This is a genomic window from Mycobacterium sp. 48b, assembly GCF_048282725.1.
Lineage (GTDB): Bacteria > Actinomycetota > Actinomycetes > Mycobacteriales > Mycobacteriaceae > Mycobacterium.
On the sequence record NZ_JBLVUL010000001.1, the window covers coordinates 6403678 to 6418478 of the forward strand.

13 protein-coding genes are annotated in these 14801 nt (G+C 66.7%); 3 read left to right on the forward strand and 10 right to left on the reverse strand.

All coding sequences use genetic code 11. The features are described from left to right. The first annotated feature begins 53 nt into the window (after positions 1-53). Positions 54-1079, forward strand: coding sequence for an NAD(P)H-dependent glycerol-3-phosphate dehydrogenase (locus tag ACNQR1_RS31295; RefSeq protein WP_418049419.1), 1026 nt, complete (start codon positions 54-56; stop codon positions 1077-1079). A gap of 105 nt (positions 1080-1184) precedes the next feature. On the opposite strand, the gene ACNQR1_RS31300 is transcribed toward ACNQR1_RS31295, so the two are convergent. The 4 genes from ACNQR1_RS31300 to ACNQR1_RS31315 form a co-directional block, all read right to left on the reverse strand. Beyond that, positions 1185-1700, reverse strand: coding sequence for a hypothetical protein (locus tag ACNQR1_RS31300; protein ID WP_418049420.1), 516 nt, complete (start codon positions 1698-1700; stop codon positions 1185-1187). Between the two features lie 52 nt (positions 1701-1752). After that, positions 1753-2073 carry a hypothetical protein gene (locus ACNQR1_RS31305; RefSeq protein ID WP_418049421.1) on the reverse strand — a complete coding sequence of 107 codons (321 nt, stop codon included), beginning with the start codon at positions 2071-2073 and terminating at the stop codon, positions 1753-1755. 117 nt (positions 2074-2190) lie between these two features. Next, positions 2191-3711, reverse strand: a complete 1521-nt coding sequence (locus ACNQR1_RS31310) for a sensor histidine kinase (RefSeq protein ID WP_418049422.1) — start codon at positions 3709-3711, stop codon at positions 2191-2193. A 7-nt stretch (positions 3712-3718) separates the two neighbouring features. Next, complete coding sequence (locus tag ACNQR1_RS31315; RefSeq protein ID WP_328819280.1) at positions 3719-4492, reverse strand: response regulator transcription factor; 774 nt, start codon at positions 4490-4492, stop codon at positions 3719-3721. A gap of 477 nt (positions 4493-4969) precedes the next feature. Here ACNQR1_RS31315 and ACNQR1_RS31320 point away from each other — a divergent pair, with 477 nt between their 5' ends. Continuing rightward, positions 4970-7132, forward strand: coding sequence for a SulP family inorganic anion transporter (locus ACNQR1_RS31320; protein WP_418049423.1), 2163 nt, complete (start codon positions 4970-4972; stop codon positions 7130-7132). 426 nt (positions 7133-7558) lie between these two features. Here the strand turns inward: ACNQR1_RS31320 and htpX are convergent, their stop codons facing one another. Further along, entirely contained in the window at positions 7559-8434 is an 876-nt protein-coding gene (gene htpX / locus ACNQR1_RS31325; protein ID WP_036441782.1) for a zinc metalloprotease HtpX, read from the reverse strand. Positions 8435-8508: 74 nt separating this feature from the next. Then, a complete protein-coding gene (gene grcC1 / locus ACNQR1_RS31330) occupies positions 8509-9516 on the reverse strand; it encodes a nonaprenyl/(2E,6E)-farnesyl/geranylgeranyl diphosphat synthase (protein WP_418049424.1) in 1008 nt (335 codons plus the stop codon). Between the two features lie 21 nt (positions 9517-9537). Here grcC1 and menJ point away from each other — a divergent pair, with 21 nt between their 5' ends. Then, the gene (menJ, locus tag ACNQR1_RS31335; protein WP_418049425.1) at positions 9538-10758 is read left to right on the forward strand and encodes a menaquinone reductase; all 1221 of its coding nucleotides are present in this window, start codon (positions 9538-9540) and stop codon (positions 10756-10758) included. Between the two features lie 6 nt (positions 10759-10764). On the opposite strand, the gene ACNQR1_RS31340 is transcribed toward menJ, so the two are convergent. From ACNQR1_RS31340 to ACNQR1_RS31355, 4 genes are all read right to left on the reverse strand, one after another. Beyond that, complete coding sequence (locus ACNQR1_RS31340) at positions 10765-11247, reverse strand: TspO/MBR family protein (protein WP_418049426.1); 483 nt, start codon at positions 11245-11247, stop codon at positions 10765-10767. 138 nt (positions 11248-11385) lie between these two features. After that, positions 11386-11667, reverse strand: a complete 282-nt coding sequence (locus ACNQR1_RS31345; protein WP_418049427.1) for a pyrimidine/purine nucleoside phosphorylase — start codon at positions 11665-11667, stop codon at positions 11386-11388. Between the two features lie 61 nt (positions 11668-11728). Next, positions 11729-12670, reverse strand: a complete 942-nt coding sequence (locus ACNQR1_RS31350) for a CobW family GTP-binding protein (RefSeq protein WP_418049428.1) — start codon at positions 12668-12670, stop codon at positions 11729-11731. A gap of 43 nt (positions 12671-12713) precedes the next feature. After that, the gene (locus ACNQR1_RS31355) at positions 12714-14471 is read right to left on the reverse strand and encodes a hydroxysqualene dehydroxylase (protein WP_418049429.1); all 1758 of its coding nucleotides are present in this window, start codon (positions 14469-14471) and stop codon (positions 12714-12716) included. Between the last annotated feature and the right edge of the window lie 330 nt (positions 14472-14801).

Consider the following 14801-nt stretch of genomic DNA (forward strand, 5'->3'; position numbering starts at 1 on the left):
CCAGTTCGACAACTTGGGCTCAGCAACGACGTCTCGGCAATACTCTGATCGCCATGGCACCAGCGCAACGCGAACCCAACGTCGTCGTCCTCGGCGGAGGATCCTGGGGCACCACCGTCGCCTCCATCTGCGCTCGGCGCGGGCCGACGTTGCAGTGGGTGCGCTCGGAGGAGACCGCCAAGGACATCAACGACAACCACCGCAACTCGCGCTACCTGGGCAACGAAGTCGCGCTCCCCGAAAGCCTCAAGGCCACAAACGATTTCAACGAGGCGGCCAACTGCGCCGACGTGATCGTGATGGGCGTGCCGTCACACGGCTTCCGCGGGGTGCTCACCGAACTGGCCCGTGAACTGCGGCCGTGGGTCCCGGTGGTCTCCCTGGTCAAGGGCCTGGAGCAGGGCACCAACCGGCGGATGAGCGAGATCGTCGACGAGGTGCTGCCCGGGCATCCGGCAGGCATCCTGGCCGGGCCGAACATCGCCCGCGAGGTCGCCGAGGGCTATGCCGCCGCCGCCGTGCTGGCCATGCCCGATCAGCATCTGGCCGCCAACCTGGCACAGTTGTTCCGCACCAAGCGATTCCGCACGTACACCACCGACGACGTGATCGGCGTGGAAATGGCGGGGGCGCTCAAGAACGTCTACGCCATCGCCGTTGGCATGGGCTACTCGCTGGGCATCGGCGAGAACACCCGCGCCATGGTGATGGCCCGCGCGGTGCGCGAGATGGCCAAACTGGGCGAGGCCATGGGCGGCCAGCGTGACACCTTCGCCGGCCTGGCCGGCATGGGCGACCTCATCGTCACGTGCACCAGCCAGCGCAGCCGCAACCGCCACGTCGGCGAGCAACTGGGCGCGGGCAAGACGGTCGACGAGATCATCGCGTCGATGAACCAGGTCGCCGAGGGGGTCAAGGCCGCCAGCGTGATCATGGAGTTCGCCGACAAGTACGGGCTCAACATGCCCATCGCCCGCGAGGTGGACAGCGTGATCAACCACGGCGCCAAGGTCGAGGACGCCTACTACGGCCTGATGATCGAGAAGCCCGGCCACGAGGTGCACGGCTCGGGGTTCTGAATATTCTGCGCCGAGAGTGACGCTGTGGTCGCTCTCGGTCGCTGACAACGACCCCTACGTCACTTTCGCGGAACCGGGCTCGAGGGGATCGGCTGACGCCTCGGCTCAGCCGATCCGGAAGGTGGGCTTGAAGTCCGATTCCTGCTCACCGATGACGAAGCTGCCCGCCGGGCTGATCACGAACCCGGACTGATTGCGCCCGTCGATGCACGAGGTCGAGACGCCGTCGGTGCCGCAGCTGATGGTCTGGTAGCTGATCCGTGAGTTCGGCGGCAACGGCTTGGGATTCTCGACGACGCCGAACACCGGGGCCGGCGAACTGGCGAACCCGGGCACCCCGGGCCCCCCGCTGACCAGGTTGGCACCGTTGGGCGCGGCCGGGATCGGCCCGCTGCAGCCGTAGCTGCCACTGCGCTGCAACACACAGGTGATGCCTTCGGGGATGCTGAAGGCATACCAGTTGTTGTCCATCACCGCGTATTCAGAGGTCTTGACCGACGGGTACGCGTTGATGTTGGGGGCGGCCGGAGCGGGCTCCGGCTCTGCCGCCGCCGATCCGGGCACGCTCATCACGGCCGCCCCCGCGGCGCACGCCAGGCCAATCACCACTCTGCTCAGCACGCCGCCACCCTAACCCGGGGCGATAGTGCGGGCCACCGCTCCGGGGATAGGTCTACTTGCCCTGGCCGCAGGCGAGGTCGACGTACACCGTGGTGTAGCGGACCCGCTCCTCGGTGTTACCGCGCGGCGCGGCCTTGAGTTCGGTGATGTCGCGGCCGGGCCGGACCGCCTTGACGTTGCAGTCGCTGATCGAACCGCTGCCGACGCGGGAAAGGATGACGCGGTAGCCCTCATCCTCCAGCTGCTTGATGGTCTGCTGGGCCGACCCGGCCCCGCTCGGTGCCGCAGTGGCCGGCCCGGCCAGCGCGAGCGCGCCGACTGCCAGACCGGTTCCGATGGTGGCGACAACGATGTTTTTGACGGTGTTCCTCATTGAACTACCTGCCTTCCTTGCTATTGATTCAAGCCTATGCAGGTAATTCGCCCGGGTCCATCAACTCATATTGAACACATACGAATGCGCGCATGCGAATTGGCGGGCATTGAATATTCAGGCGAGATTCATATTTTTTGCATACTCGGCCGCAGCGTCCGGAGCGGCCTCGCCCGCCAGCGGGATACGCACAGTAAACACTGTTTCACCAGGCTTGGAGGCGACCGCGACGGTGCCCTGGTGGGCCTCTACGATCGTCGCGACGATGGCCAGCCCCAACCCGGTGCTACCCAATTCTCGTGAGCGCGACTTATCGGCCCTGACAAATCTGCCGAAAAGATTCGGCAACAATTCCGCATCAATTCCCGGCCCGTCATCGGTTACCGTCAATTCAGCGAATTCATCGGCCTCGGTCAATGCAATTTTGACGGTCACTCCGGGCGGCGTGTGTATACGCGCATTGGTCAACAAATTGCTGACGACTTGATGCAGCCTGGCCAGGTCGCCGCGCACCCACAATGGATTGTCGGGCAATTCGGCCACCCAGTGATGTTCGGGAGCGCCAACGGCCACGTCGTTGACCGCGTCGACCACCAGGTCACTCAGGTCGATGTCGTCGGTCTCCAGGTCCTGGCCCTCACTGAGCCGGGACAACAACAGCAGGTCGCTGACCAGTCCGGTCATCCGGCGCGCCTCTGCTTCGATGCGCGCCAGCGCGTACTCGGTGGTCGGCGGCAGGTTCGCGCTGTCCTGGCGGGTCAGCTCGGCATATCCCTGGATCGCCGCCAGCGGGGTGCGCAGCTCATGGCTGGCATCGGTGAGGAACTGCCGTGTGCGCCGGTCGGAGGCCGCCAGCTCTGCCAGTGCACTGTCGACGTTGGCCAGCAGCTGATTGAGCGTCTCCCCGACGATGCCGACCTCGTTGTCCGGGTCGGTGTCCTTGTCGCGCACCCGCGCGGTGATGCGGTGATCGGCACCGTCCAACCGCAGTGTCGCGACCTTGGCCGCGGTGGCCGCCACCCGTCGCAACGGACGGAGCGCGATGCCCACCACCGCCACGGTGCTCAATGCGGTGGCGATCAGCGCCACGACGATCATCACCGCGACCGTCACGGTCTTGCGGGCGATCACCAGGTTCGCGCTCTCCATCGAGACCCCCGACACCAGCACGTCGCCGTTGCCCGCGGGCTGGCTGGCCAGCCGATATGAGCCGAGCACCGGGAGCTTCACCGTGCGCGGGTGCTCGTCGGTCCAGCCGTACTGGTCAAGGGCGCGCGTCACCGAGACCGGAGCCGGGTGCGGCTCACCGTCGGAGAACACCGCCGACTGGATCACCTCGCCGTCGTGCAGCACCGCGATCAGATTGCCGGGGGCCTGACCGACGAACGCAGTGAGGGCCTCGGCGTCGGCGGTGATCACGTGACCGGCCTGGCCTTCGCGCCACTTCTCGTAAGAGTGGCTGAACGCCGCCAACGACCGCGACACCTCGGTGTCGCTCATCGTCGACACGTAGGTGTGCAGGCTGTACACCGACAACGCGCCGACCGCGGCCAGCGCCACCGTGACGATCGCACTGACACCCAGCACCAATTGGCGGCGTAGCGAGCGCGGCCACCACCATTTGGTTTTGGGCGGCATCAGCGGGTCACGACGCAGGCCGCAGCATGTAACCCACCCCGCGCACGGTGTGGATCATCGGCTCGCGGTCGGTGTCGACCTTCTTGCGAAGGTAGGAGATGTAGAGGTCCACGATGCTGGACTTCCCGCCGAACCCGTAGTTCCACACCCGGTCGAGGATCTCTGCGCGACTCAGCGCCCGGCGCGGGTTGCGCATCAGGTAGCGCAACAGCTCGAACTCCGTCACCGTCAGGTTGATCGGCTCACCGGCCCGGGTGACCTCGCGGCTGGCGCCGTCGAGCACCATGTCGCCGACCTTGAGGGTCTCGTCGGCCGGCGGCGTGGTGTGGCTGGACCGGCGCAACAGCCCGCGCAGCCGGGCCACCAGCTCTTCGAGGCTGAATGGCTTGGTCATGTAGTCGTCTGCCCCGGCGGTCAACCCGGACACCCGGTCCAGCACCGAATCCCTGGCCGTCAGAAACAGCGTCGGCGTGTACCCGTCGGCCTCACGCACCCGCTGCAGGATCTGCAGCCCGTCGATGTCGGGCAGCATGATGTCCAAGACCACGACGTCCGGTTCGATCTCGTCGAACTTTGCTACCGCGTCGTGGCCGTTGTGCGCCACATCGACTTCCCAGCCCTCATAGTGCAGGGCCATCTTGACCAGGTTGGTCAGCGCCGGCTCGTCATCGACCAGCAACACCCGGATTGCTGATCCGTCGGCGCGGTGAATCTTCGGCAACTGTCCGAGGATGGCCTGGCGGGGTTGCTGGGCTCGGGGGGATACGGACATCGTCGTCATGACTCCATTGTGCGGAGCACACAGAGTGTTGTCACGGAGTTCATATGGAGTTCTAAGGGAATGCTGTTTCTATGATTCTTCTATGATCTTGATCACGTTCGTGACCTGTGGTGATCCAGCTCAAACATATTGCGATACATACAGTTTCAAACGAAAAGATGAACAATTGGTGCTGCCGGTCGCCATTTGTTGAATCATTTCCCCTGCGCACCAGGCATATTCACTGGTCGCGATACTCCACCGAAACATTTGGGTTCTCTATGCATGGCCCAATCTTCCTTGCACGCGCTCACAGCGATAAATACGCTCGCCCACAGCAATTGGGTGTTGCCCAGCTACATATGAGCCATAAGTCGACTTGTGTCGCACTGTGCTCCAACACCTTTCGCCGTTGTTACCGACAACGGCGTCAATATCTTTGTGCGGACCCGCAACGAGGCGGTTCCGCACATCACCAACTCCAGACGGAGGCACGTCATGCAGCAAACCACCCAACTCGCCGAACGGGCCCGGGCCGTTCTGCGATACGACCTACCCGCCTCACTGGTGGTGTTCCTGGTTGCCCTGCCGTTGTCGCTGGGCATCGCCGTTGCCTCCGGCGCTCCGGTACTGGCCGGCATCATCGCCGCCATCGTCGGCGGCATCGTGGCAGGTGCCCTGGGTGGATCACCGCTACAGGTCAGCGGGCCCGCGGCCGGCCTGACCGTGGTGGTCGCCGGACTGATATCGCAGTTCGGCTGGGCCGTGACCTGCGCCATCACCGTGGGCGCGGGCATTTTGCAGGTGCTGTTCGGACTGAGCCGGGTGGCACGGGCCGCGTTGGCCATCTCGCCCGTCGTCGTGCACGCGATGCTGGCCGGCATCGGCGTCACGATCGCGCTGCAGCAGGTGCACGTGCTGCTCGGCGGCAGCTCCAACAGCTCGGCCTGGGCCAACATCTCTGAGCTGCCCGCCCAGCTCATGAGTGCCCACTGGCCCGCCGTGCTGCTGGGCTTGCTGGTGATCATCACCCTGGTGGGGTGGCGCTGGGTTCCTGCCCCGGTCAACAAGGTGCCGGCCCCGCTCGTGGCGATCGTGGGTGTGACGGCCCTGTCGGTGCTGGCCCCGTTCGACGTCAGCCGCATCCAGATCAACGAGTCGCTGATCGATGCGCTGGCATTGCCCAGTCTGCCCGACGGCAATTGGGCCGCCTTCGCAGGCGGCATCTTGACCATCGCGCTGATCGCCAGCGTGGAAAGCCTGCTGTCGGCGGTATCCGTCGACCGCATGCACAACGGACCCCGCACCAACTTCGACCGCGAAATGATCGGGCAAGGCACCGCAAACATGGTCTCCGGCGCGATCGGCGGCCTCCCCATCACCGGCGTCATCGTGCGCAGCTCCACCAACGTCGCCGCCGGAGCCCGCACCCGCGCCTCCGCGATCATGCACGGGGTGTGGGTGCTGGCCTTCGCCGTGCCCTTTGCCGGCCTGGCCCAGATGATCCCCACCGCGGCCCTGGCCGGCCTGCTCATCATGATCGGTCTGCGACTGGTCAATCGTGCCCATATCGAAACGGCAAAGCTCACAGGTGATTTGGCGGTGTACCTGATCACCATCGTGAGCGTGGTCTTCCTCAATCTGCTCGAAGGTGTGGCGATCGGACTGGTGTTGGCGGTCGCGCTGACCGTGTGGCGGGTGGTGCGCACCAAGATTCACGCCGAGCCGGCCGGCCAGGACGATTGGCGAGTCACCATCGAGGGCTCCTGCACCTTCCTGTCGCTGCCCAAGCTGACCAAGACGTTGGCCACCGTGCCCGAGGGCGCCGATGTCACGGTGGAACTCTCCGTGGACTTCATCGACCACGCCGCCCATCAGGCCATCGAGGACTGGTGCCGCCAGCACCGCGCCACCGGCGGCAACGTCGACCTGCACGACCTGGGCGCCGTCGAGATGGACAGCGCGGTGCTGGGACCGCCGATCCGCAATTTCACCCCGTTCGACAAGCGTTCGGGCGTGGTGCCGTGGAGCTCCTGGCAGCCCCAGGAGAGCCCGTCGGTACTTCACGGCCTGGCCGCCTACCACCGGCGCACCGCACCGGTGCTGCGCCCGCACATGCAGGATCTGACCCACGAGCAGAACCCGGAAACGCTGTTCCTGACATGCGCCGATTCGCGGGTGGTGCCCAATGTCATCACCAGTAGCGGTCCGGGCGACCTGTTCACGGTCCGCAACGTCGGCAACATCGTGCCGGCGGACCAGGCCGATGCCTCGATCGAAGCGGCCATCGCGTTCGCCGTCGACAAGCTCGACGTCTCCTCGATCGTGGTGTGCGGCCATTCCAGCTGCGGTGCGATGACCGCACTTCTGGACGATTCCGACGCCGGCGACGAACACCTGGAATCCTGGCTGGCCCATGGCAATCCGTCCGTCGCGGCGTTCGACGAGGGCCGGCACCCCGTGGCCGTGTCCGCCGCCGAAGCGGGCTTCGGCACGGTGGATCAGCTCTCGATGGTCAACATCGCCGTCCAGGTGCAGACGCTGCAGGCGCACCCGCTGGCCCGCCGCGTCAACGTGATCGGCCTGTTCTACGACATCGCCAGCGCCGGCGTGCTGCGGGTGACGCCGACGCACATCGAGACCCTCGCCGACGCTGCGTAGGTTCTGAAGGTTCTGACACCCAGCACCCAGCACCGCGAGCGTGCGTGTCTGCTGCCCGACACACCGTGTTTCGGCAGCAGTTCATGCACGCTCGCGGTGTCTTGTCAGTCCTCCGGGTGCACGTCGGACGGGAAGCGCCGGCTCGGCACCTCGCTCGTCGACTCGATACTCCTGCGACCGCCGCCGCCAGCAGCCCCACCGCCGCGCCGCCGACAGCGCAGCAAGCATCGCCATGTGAGCCATCGCGGTGTTCGCCGACGCCAAGCCCGACGCCAACGCGCCGGCCACCGGCGGATCTGAAGCTGTTCGCGGAACCGGTGTCGCGAGACGTCACCGCCGAGCGTGCGCAAAATGCACGCAAAAAGGAACCGCGAGCGGCGTGTCTACCAGCAGACACGCACGCTCGCGGTGCAAAAGGAGCGAGGCTCAGTAGTGGCCGGGGCCGCGGCCGGCCATGTCCTCCAGGCGGCGGATCCGGTCGTCGATCGGCGGGTGCGTCGAGAACAGCTTGCCGATGCGCTCGCCGGCCCGGAACGGGCTGGCGATCATCAGATGCGCCTGATCGGCCAGCTGCGGCTGCGGGGGCAGCGGCGCCGCCTCGACACCGCCGGAGATCTTGCGCAGCGCCGAGGCCAATGCCAGTGGGTCACCGGTCAATTCGGCACCGGACTGGTCGGCCTGGTACTCGCGCTGACGGGACACCGCCATCCGCACCACGGTGGCCGCGATCGGGCCCAGCAGCGAAACCAGCAGCATCGCAATCGGATTCGTACCCTCACGGTTACCGCCGAACATGCCCGCGAACATGGCCATGTTGGCCAGGGCGGTGATCACCGACGCCATCGCACCGGCCACACACGAGATCAGGATGTCGCGGTTGTAGACGTGTGAGAGCTCATGGCCGAGAACCGCACGCAGTTCACGCTCGTTGAGGATCTGCAGAATGCCGGTGGTACAGCACACGGCGGCATTGCGGGGATTCCGGCCGGTGGCGAAAGCGTTCGGGTTGGCGGTGTCGGAGATATACAGCCGCGGCATCGGCTGATGCGCCGTGGTGGCCAACTCCCGCACGATCCGGTAGATCTCGGGCGCCTGCACCTCGGTGATCGGCTGGGCGTGCATGGCGCGCAGCGCCATCTTGTCGCTGTTGAAATACACGTAGACGTTCATGCCGACGGCGAACAGCACCGCCAGGTACATCACGTTGCGGCCGAACAACGAACCGACGAACACGATCAACGCCGAAAAACCGACCAGCAGCAGAAATGTCTTGATCCGGTTCGCGTGCGGGTTCCACGTCATCGCAGTTTCCTCCTAGGCAACTACTCGGCAACCATCGCTGATTAAACGCTCAGTTACCGCCCGTGGTTCCGGAATCAGCCGTGCCGGTTCACCGTGTAGTCCACGAGAGTGGCCAGCGCGTCACGCCCCGGCCCGGCCGGAAGGCCCGCCAGCTCCTCGCGCGCCTGCGCCGCATACTCGGCCACCGTCTCCTTGGCGCGCGCCATACCGGCCGACCGGCGCAGCAGCATCAGCGCCTCGGCGACGTCCTCGTCCCGCTCGACCGGGCCGGCCAGCAACTCGCGCAGCCGCTCAGAGTCCGGGCCCGACTCACGCAGCGCGTAGAGCACCGGCAGGGTGTGCACGCCCTCACGCAGGTCAGTGCCCGGGACCTTGCCCGATTCGTCGGGATCGCTGTCGATGTCGATGATGTCGTCGGAGATCTGGAAGGCGGTGCCCACGATGCCGCCCAGCCGGTGGAGCCGGTCGATCTGGTCGGCGTCAGCCCCCGAGAACGTCGCGCCGAAGCGCCCCGAAGCGGCGATCAGGCACGCCGTCTTCTCGTAGACCACCTTGAGGTAGTGGTCGACGGAGTCGACATGCTCGGCCGCACCGCGGGTCTCGCGCATCTGGCCGGTCACCAGCTGGGCGAATGTGTCAGCAATCACACGCACCGCGTCGGGTCCGAGCAGTGAGACCAGCCGCGAGGCCGTCGCGAACAGATAGTCGCCGGCCAGGATGGCGATGTTGTTGCCCCACCGGGCGTTGGCGCTGGGCGCCCCGCGCCGCATCTGGGCCTCGTCCATCACGTCGTCGTGATACAGCGTGGCCAGGTGCACCAGCTCGATGACCGCACCGGCGATCGCGACCTCGGGATCGTCGGGCCGGGGGCCCAGGGAGGCCGCGAGCACGGTGAACAGCGGACGGAACCGCTTTCCACCGGCCTGGAACAGGTGCTGGACGGCCTCGGCCATGAGCTCGTCGGCTTTGCCCAGCTCATCGGACATCAGTTGTTCGATCCTGGCGACGCTGTCCCGGACGTCGGCGGCGAACGCCGCGTCCCCGAAATCAACGCCTGCCACCACAGTCGCTGGTGTCCTCATTCGTCCAACATACTGGGAGCAATGGATATCAAGTCAGACGTGGTCGTCGTCGGCGCGGGACCGGCCGGATCGGCGGCCGCCGCGTGGGCGGCTCGTGCTGGTCGTGACGTGCAGGTGGTCGACGCGGCGCAGTTCCCGCGGGACAAGTCCTGCGGCGACGGGCTGACCCCGCGGGCGGTCGCCGAGCTGGAACGGCTCGGCATGGGGCCATGGCTCGACACCCGGATCCGGCACCACGGTCTGCGGATGTCGGGATTCGGCGCCGATGTCGAGGTGCCGTGGCCCGGGCCGTCCTTTCCCTCCACCGGAAGTGCGGTCCCGCGAACCGAACTCGACGATCGGATCCGCTCGGTCGCCGCCGACGACGGCGCCAAGATGCGCCTGGGTGCCAAAGTCGTTGAGGTGAGCTACGACTCACGTGGACGGGTCGAATCCGTACAGCTCGACGACGGCGCCACGATCGGTTGCAACCATCTGATCGTCGCCGACGGAGCCCGTTCCACCCTGGGGCGCGTGCTGGGCCGCACGTGGCACAAGGACACCGTCTACGGCACCGCCATCCGCGGCTACCTCACCACACCGCGCGCCGACGAGCCGTGGATCACCTCGCATCTGGAGCTGCGCTCCCCCGAGGGCCAGGTGCTGCCCGGCTACGGCTGGATCTTCCCGCTGGGCAACGGTGAGGTGAACATCGGTGTGGGCGCCCTGGCGACGGCCAAACGCCCCGCCCACGCCGCCCTGCGGCCACTGCTGTCGTACTACGCCCAGCTGCGCCGCGAGGAATGGGGATTCTCCGGGGAGCCGCGGGCCGCGCTGTCGGCGCTGCTGCCGATGGGCGGCGCGGTGTCCGGGGTGGCCGGGCCCAACTGGATGCTGGTGGGCGACGCGGCGGCGTGCGTCAACCCGCTCAACGGCGAGGGCATCGACTACGGGCTGGAGACCGGCCGGCTGGCGGCCGAGCTGCTGGGGTCCGGCGACTACTCGCAAGCCTGGCCCGCACTCCTTCAGGACCATTACGCCCGGGGGTTCTCGATCGCCCGAAGGCTGGCGCTGTTGCTCACGCTGCCCCGCTTTCTGCCGGCCTCCGGCCCGCTCGCGGTCCGCTCGTCGTTCCTGATGAACATCGCCGTGCGGGTGATGGGCAACCTGGTGACCGAAGAGGACGACGACTGGGTCGCGCGGGTGTGGCGCACCGCCGGGCTGGCCTCACACCGGCTGGATCAGCGCAAGCCGTTCAGCTGATCGCGCTCAGTCGCGGTTGAGCATCCAGATCCGCGTGGACAGTGCCGTCGCGAAGGCACACCACAGCGGATAGGGCGTGAGCACCGCACCGGGAGCACCCTGGGCCTGTACCGCCCGACGGGTCAGATCCGCGCTGCTGGCGGTCAAAGCGGCCGCGGTGACGGCCGCAGCGCCGAGCCGGCGTTGGGAGAAGAACACCCACGACCATGCGGCGTTGACGGCGAGGTTGCCGGCCAGCGCGACGGTGTAGTCGCGGGCCTCGTCCTGACGGCCGTCGGTGCGTAGCCGGTCGATCGTGCGGGCCGACACCACCGCGATGCCGGTGTACAGAATCGGCCAGACGATCGGAAAGGCTTGTCGCGGAGGCTGAAACGACGGCTTGCGCAGCTGCTCGTACCAGCTGGACTGCGCGGGCCGGCTGGCCAGCCCGCCGACGAGAGCAGTGGTCAGTGCCGCGGTGGCCGTCTTGGCCAAGGTGATCGGTCGCATGCGTGGTTATTACCCGGATCGGGTGGTCCGCACACGTACGCGGTGCTCGTCGCTTTCTACGCCAGGGCGGTGTCTTCCGCAGTGGGACAGCCCTGAGGTAGAAAGCGACGCACCGAGAGAGGCCGGCAGCGCCTCACGTCAGCGGTACTCACACAGGTAGGCGGTTTCGCTGTCGGCGCGCACCTGGAACTTGCTGTCGGCGGGCACGGTGAATTGCGTGCCTGCCGCGAAGGTCTCCCACTCCTGGCTGCCGGGCAGCTTGACGGTGAGCGCGCCGGAAACCACCCGCATGATCTCGAGCTGGGTGGTGCCGAACTCGTACTCGCCGACGGCCATGACGCCCACGGTCGCGGGCCCTTCCGGCGTCGTGAAGCCGATCGATGCGACGTCGCCACCGAAGTACTCGTTGACCTTGAACAATGCGGCTCCTTGAAGTCGGGTGAGCGGTCAGGATACCCGGGCCAAAAACCGCCGCCACCAGCTACACCACGTGCTTGAGGACCCCGAGCATCGCGTTCTCGTCGGCAGGCTCACCGGCGCAGCGCTCAAGCCCGGCCAGCACCGCCGCAGTGTCCATCCCGGTGCCGATCAGCACCAGTTCGGTGGCGCCCGAGCGCCGCTTCTCGAACCGCAACGAGCTGCCGACCAGCTGCAGCAGGAAGCGCTGAGCACCGAAGTCGACGAAACCCTTGGCGCGGTAGAGCCCAACGGGGCGATCCCGCAGAAACTCCATGAACAAGCGCGGGTTCACCGGTGCGTCGGTGCGGAACTCGACGCTCTGGTACTCGGGATGGTCGTGATCGTGCTCCTCGTGCAGCAGCTCGTCGAAGGACAGCTGGGCCTGCGGGGTCCGCTCCGGCGGGTCGATCAGCATCGCGGGGTCGATGCGGGCAAAGTCTGTGGGCAGCACCGGAACCCGGGGACTGAGCTCACGGATCCGCGAGAGCAGGGCGTCGACGTCGTCGCACGCGGAGGCCTTGTTGAGCACCACCAGGTCGGCGACCGGCAGTCCGTGACTCAGGTCGGGTTGCAGGCCGTCGAGCACCAGGGCCAACCCGGCGTAGTGGAAGCGGGGATCGTCGACCGTGATGATGGTGCGGGCCAACGAGGCCGGTTCGGCCACGCCGCTGGCCTCCACCACGATCAGATCCAGCCGGGGTTTGACGGCCGCCAGCTTGCCCAGCATCTCGCCGACCTCGTCGCCGTCGACAGCACAGCAGATGCACCCGTTGGTCAGCGAAGCCATCGCGTCGACCTGACCTGCCACCAGCATGGCGTCGATGTTGACCGCGCCGAAGTCGTTGACCAGCGCGCCGATGCGGACGCCGCGGCTGTTGCGCAGCAGGTGGTTGAGCAGTGTGGTCTTGCCTGCGCCCAGATGCCCGGCGACCGCCAGCACGGGTACCGATCCGGTCGACGTCACCGAGCCATCGTAGGGTTGTTGGGAACTGTTTTCACTAAGCGGGTCAGGTGGGCCAGCGGGTGTCGGCGATGTCCAGTGCGTGGGGCAGCTTGGCCCGGTACCGCGCCTTGTCGGCCGCCTTGAACGGGCCCCACCACGGCGCCTGGAACAGCTCGACGATCTTGACCTTCGGCCCCTGATAGCCCGAGGCCAGCAAGACTCCGTTGGCGGCGTACCGGCCGCCCTCGTTGGCGCCCTCCATCGTCGTGACGTTCTGGTCGGTCTTGATCCACTCGCCGGCCAGGAACAGATTGTCGATTCCGGTGACGGCCTCGGGCCGGCGCGCCCACGATCCCGGGTCCTGGATGAACAGCGGCTCGTCGTTGCGCACATTGGGGGTGCCAGAGTCGATGATCGACGGGTCGAGGAACCATGAGTGCACCATCCGGTCCGTCACCACGATGCTGGTGTCGTTGAGGTGCGCCTTGATCTGCGCCCAGGCCTCCGCCGCGATCTGCTGTGGCGTGCACTGCCTGGCGCTGAGGCCGTTGAAATTGCCCGGCGTGCTCCAGTCCGAGATGATCGCCGACAGACAGTCTTTGACGGTGCCGTCCCCGTAGGACGTCAGTGGCCGCTTCCAGAACTGGGCCTCGCTGATGGAGGTCAGCCCCCACCCGGAGTCGACGTAGTTGACGTGCCCCTTGGTGACGTCGACGCGCTCGCGCAGGAAGAACATCAGCCCGTTCATCCACTCGGTGCGCAACGCCGCCACCGAGGCCAGCTTGGGATCGGCGGCGATCACGTCGGGGGTCAGCACCGCCGCGAGCTTCTCGCACGGCACCGCGGAGATGTACCAGTCGGCGACCACCGGTTGGGCCACCCCGTTGCCGTCGACCACCGTGGCCGACGCGATGTGCCTGCCGTTGGGGGTCAGCCGGGCCAATGCCTGCCCGAGCTGGAACGTCACCCCGAGCGATTGCAGATGCGCCACCCAGGGATCGATCCACTGGGTACTGGTGGGGCCGTTGAGTACCCGGTCGAATCCCTTGCCGTCGATGTCGTTGCCCAGCAGCAGGATCGACCACACCGAGGCCTCCCCGACCAGCCCGATCGAATGGGCACTGGCGTCCTTGGACTTGGAGGCGGCCAGGTTCCGGATGATGCCATCGGCCAGATAGCGGTTGTACTCCTTGCTCTTGCGGTCCGCCCCGATGTACTTCTCCCATGTCATGTTGTCCCACTGGCCGAGCTTGCGCTCGTCGCAGCTGGTGACATAGACCGCGAGCTTCTGTGCGGCGTACACGGCCTCCAGCGGAGGCAGCCGGAACAGCGTCTGGAACACCGCGGCCACCGATTCGATGAAGGCCTTGGGCGTGATCGGGTTGGGCAGCGTCGGGAAAGGGAACGGCAGCGGGATGGTCAGATCCGCCCGCCCCAGCCCCGAGTGCAGATAGGACGTGGCCCTAGTCAGGTTCTGCCAGACCCCGGAGCTGTTGCCGGCGAACGGGATGCGCCGCATGGTGTCGGTGACGTTGCGATAGAAGCCCGGGAAGAACCGAAAGCCGTGCTCGGCCGGCAGCGGGCTGCCGGCCGGGCTCGGCGCCGGGATCGACCGCGCCTTGCCGCCCAATGCCTTTCGTTCGAACACCGTGACGCGGTAGCCGCGCTCGGCCAGTTCGTGCGCGGCAGTCAGGCCGGCCACCCCCGCACCGAATATCGCGACCGTGGACCCCGGCGCCGCATGCGCGCTGCCCGGCCTGCCCAGCGCCGCCGCGGCAACCCCCGCAGTGGCGGTACCCGCCAGAAACGACCGTCGCGACAAGCGACGCTCCCCAACCCCACCCGACATACCGACACCACCTCAGATCGGCCACCCCTGTGGGCGCTAAGTTAATAGTGATTCTCCGTCGAGCTGGTCCGACACGCCGACTTGAATTCAGCCTGGACTGATGTGATCAATTGATCACATCAGCCGGGATCGAACCACTACAGACCCCACAAGATGGGTATCGAGACTCGAGAATGACCATTCACTTAATTGTTGCGGTGGCGTCATGAAATGTGACATGCTCCACAGGCGACCGGGGGGTCGAAACGGTGCTCAGCACATCCGGTATCACCGGTCGGCCCCGCGCGTGCCACGACACAGCGG

Bases quoted from the DNA above. Each gene is read 5' to 3' on its own strand.
- ACNQR1_RS31295 (WP_418049419.1), top strand. From the start codon at position 54: ATGGCACCAGCGCAACGCGAACCCAACGTCGTCGTCCTCGGCGGAGGA.
- htpX (WP_036441782.1), bottom strand. From the start codon at position 8,434: ATGACGTGGAACCCGCACGCGAACCGGATCAAGACATTTCTGCTGCTG.
- ACNQR1_RS31315 (WP_328819280.1), bottom strand. From the start codon at position 4,492: ATGACGACGATGTCCGTATCCCCCCGAGCCCAGCAACCCCGCCAGGCC.
- menJ (WP_418049425.1), top strand. From the start codon at position 9,538: ATGGATATCAAGTCAGACGTGGTCGTCGTCGGCGCGGGACCGGCCGGA.
- ACNQR1_RS31305 (WP_418049421.1), bottom strand. From the start codon at position 2,073: ATGAGGAACACCGTCAAAAACATCGTTGTCGCCACCATCGGAACCGGT.
- grcC1 (WP_418049424.1), bottom strand. From the start codon at position 9,516: ATGAGGACACCAGCGACTGTGGTGGCAGGCGTTGATTTCGGGGACGCG.
- ACNQR1_RS31340 (WP_418049426.1), bottom strand. From the start codon at position 11,247: ATGCGACCGATCACCTTGGCCAAGACGGCCACCGCGGCACTGACCACT.
- ACNQR1_RS31320 (WP_418049423.1), top strand. From the start codon at position 4,970: ATGCAGCAAACCACCCAACTCGCCGAACGGGCCCGGGCCGTTCTGCGA.
- ACNQR1_RS31310 (WP_418049422.1), bottom strand. From the start codon at position 3,711: ATGCCGCCCAAAACCAAATGGTGGTGGCCGCGCTCGCTACGCCGCCAA.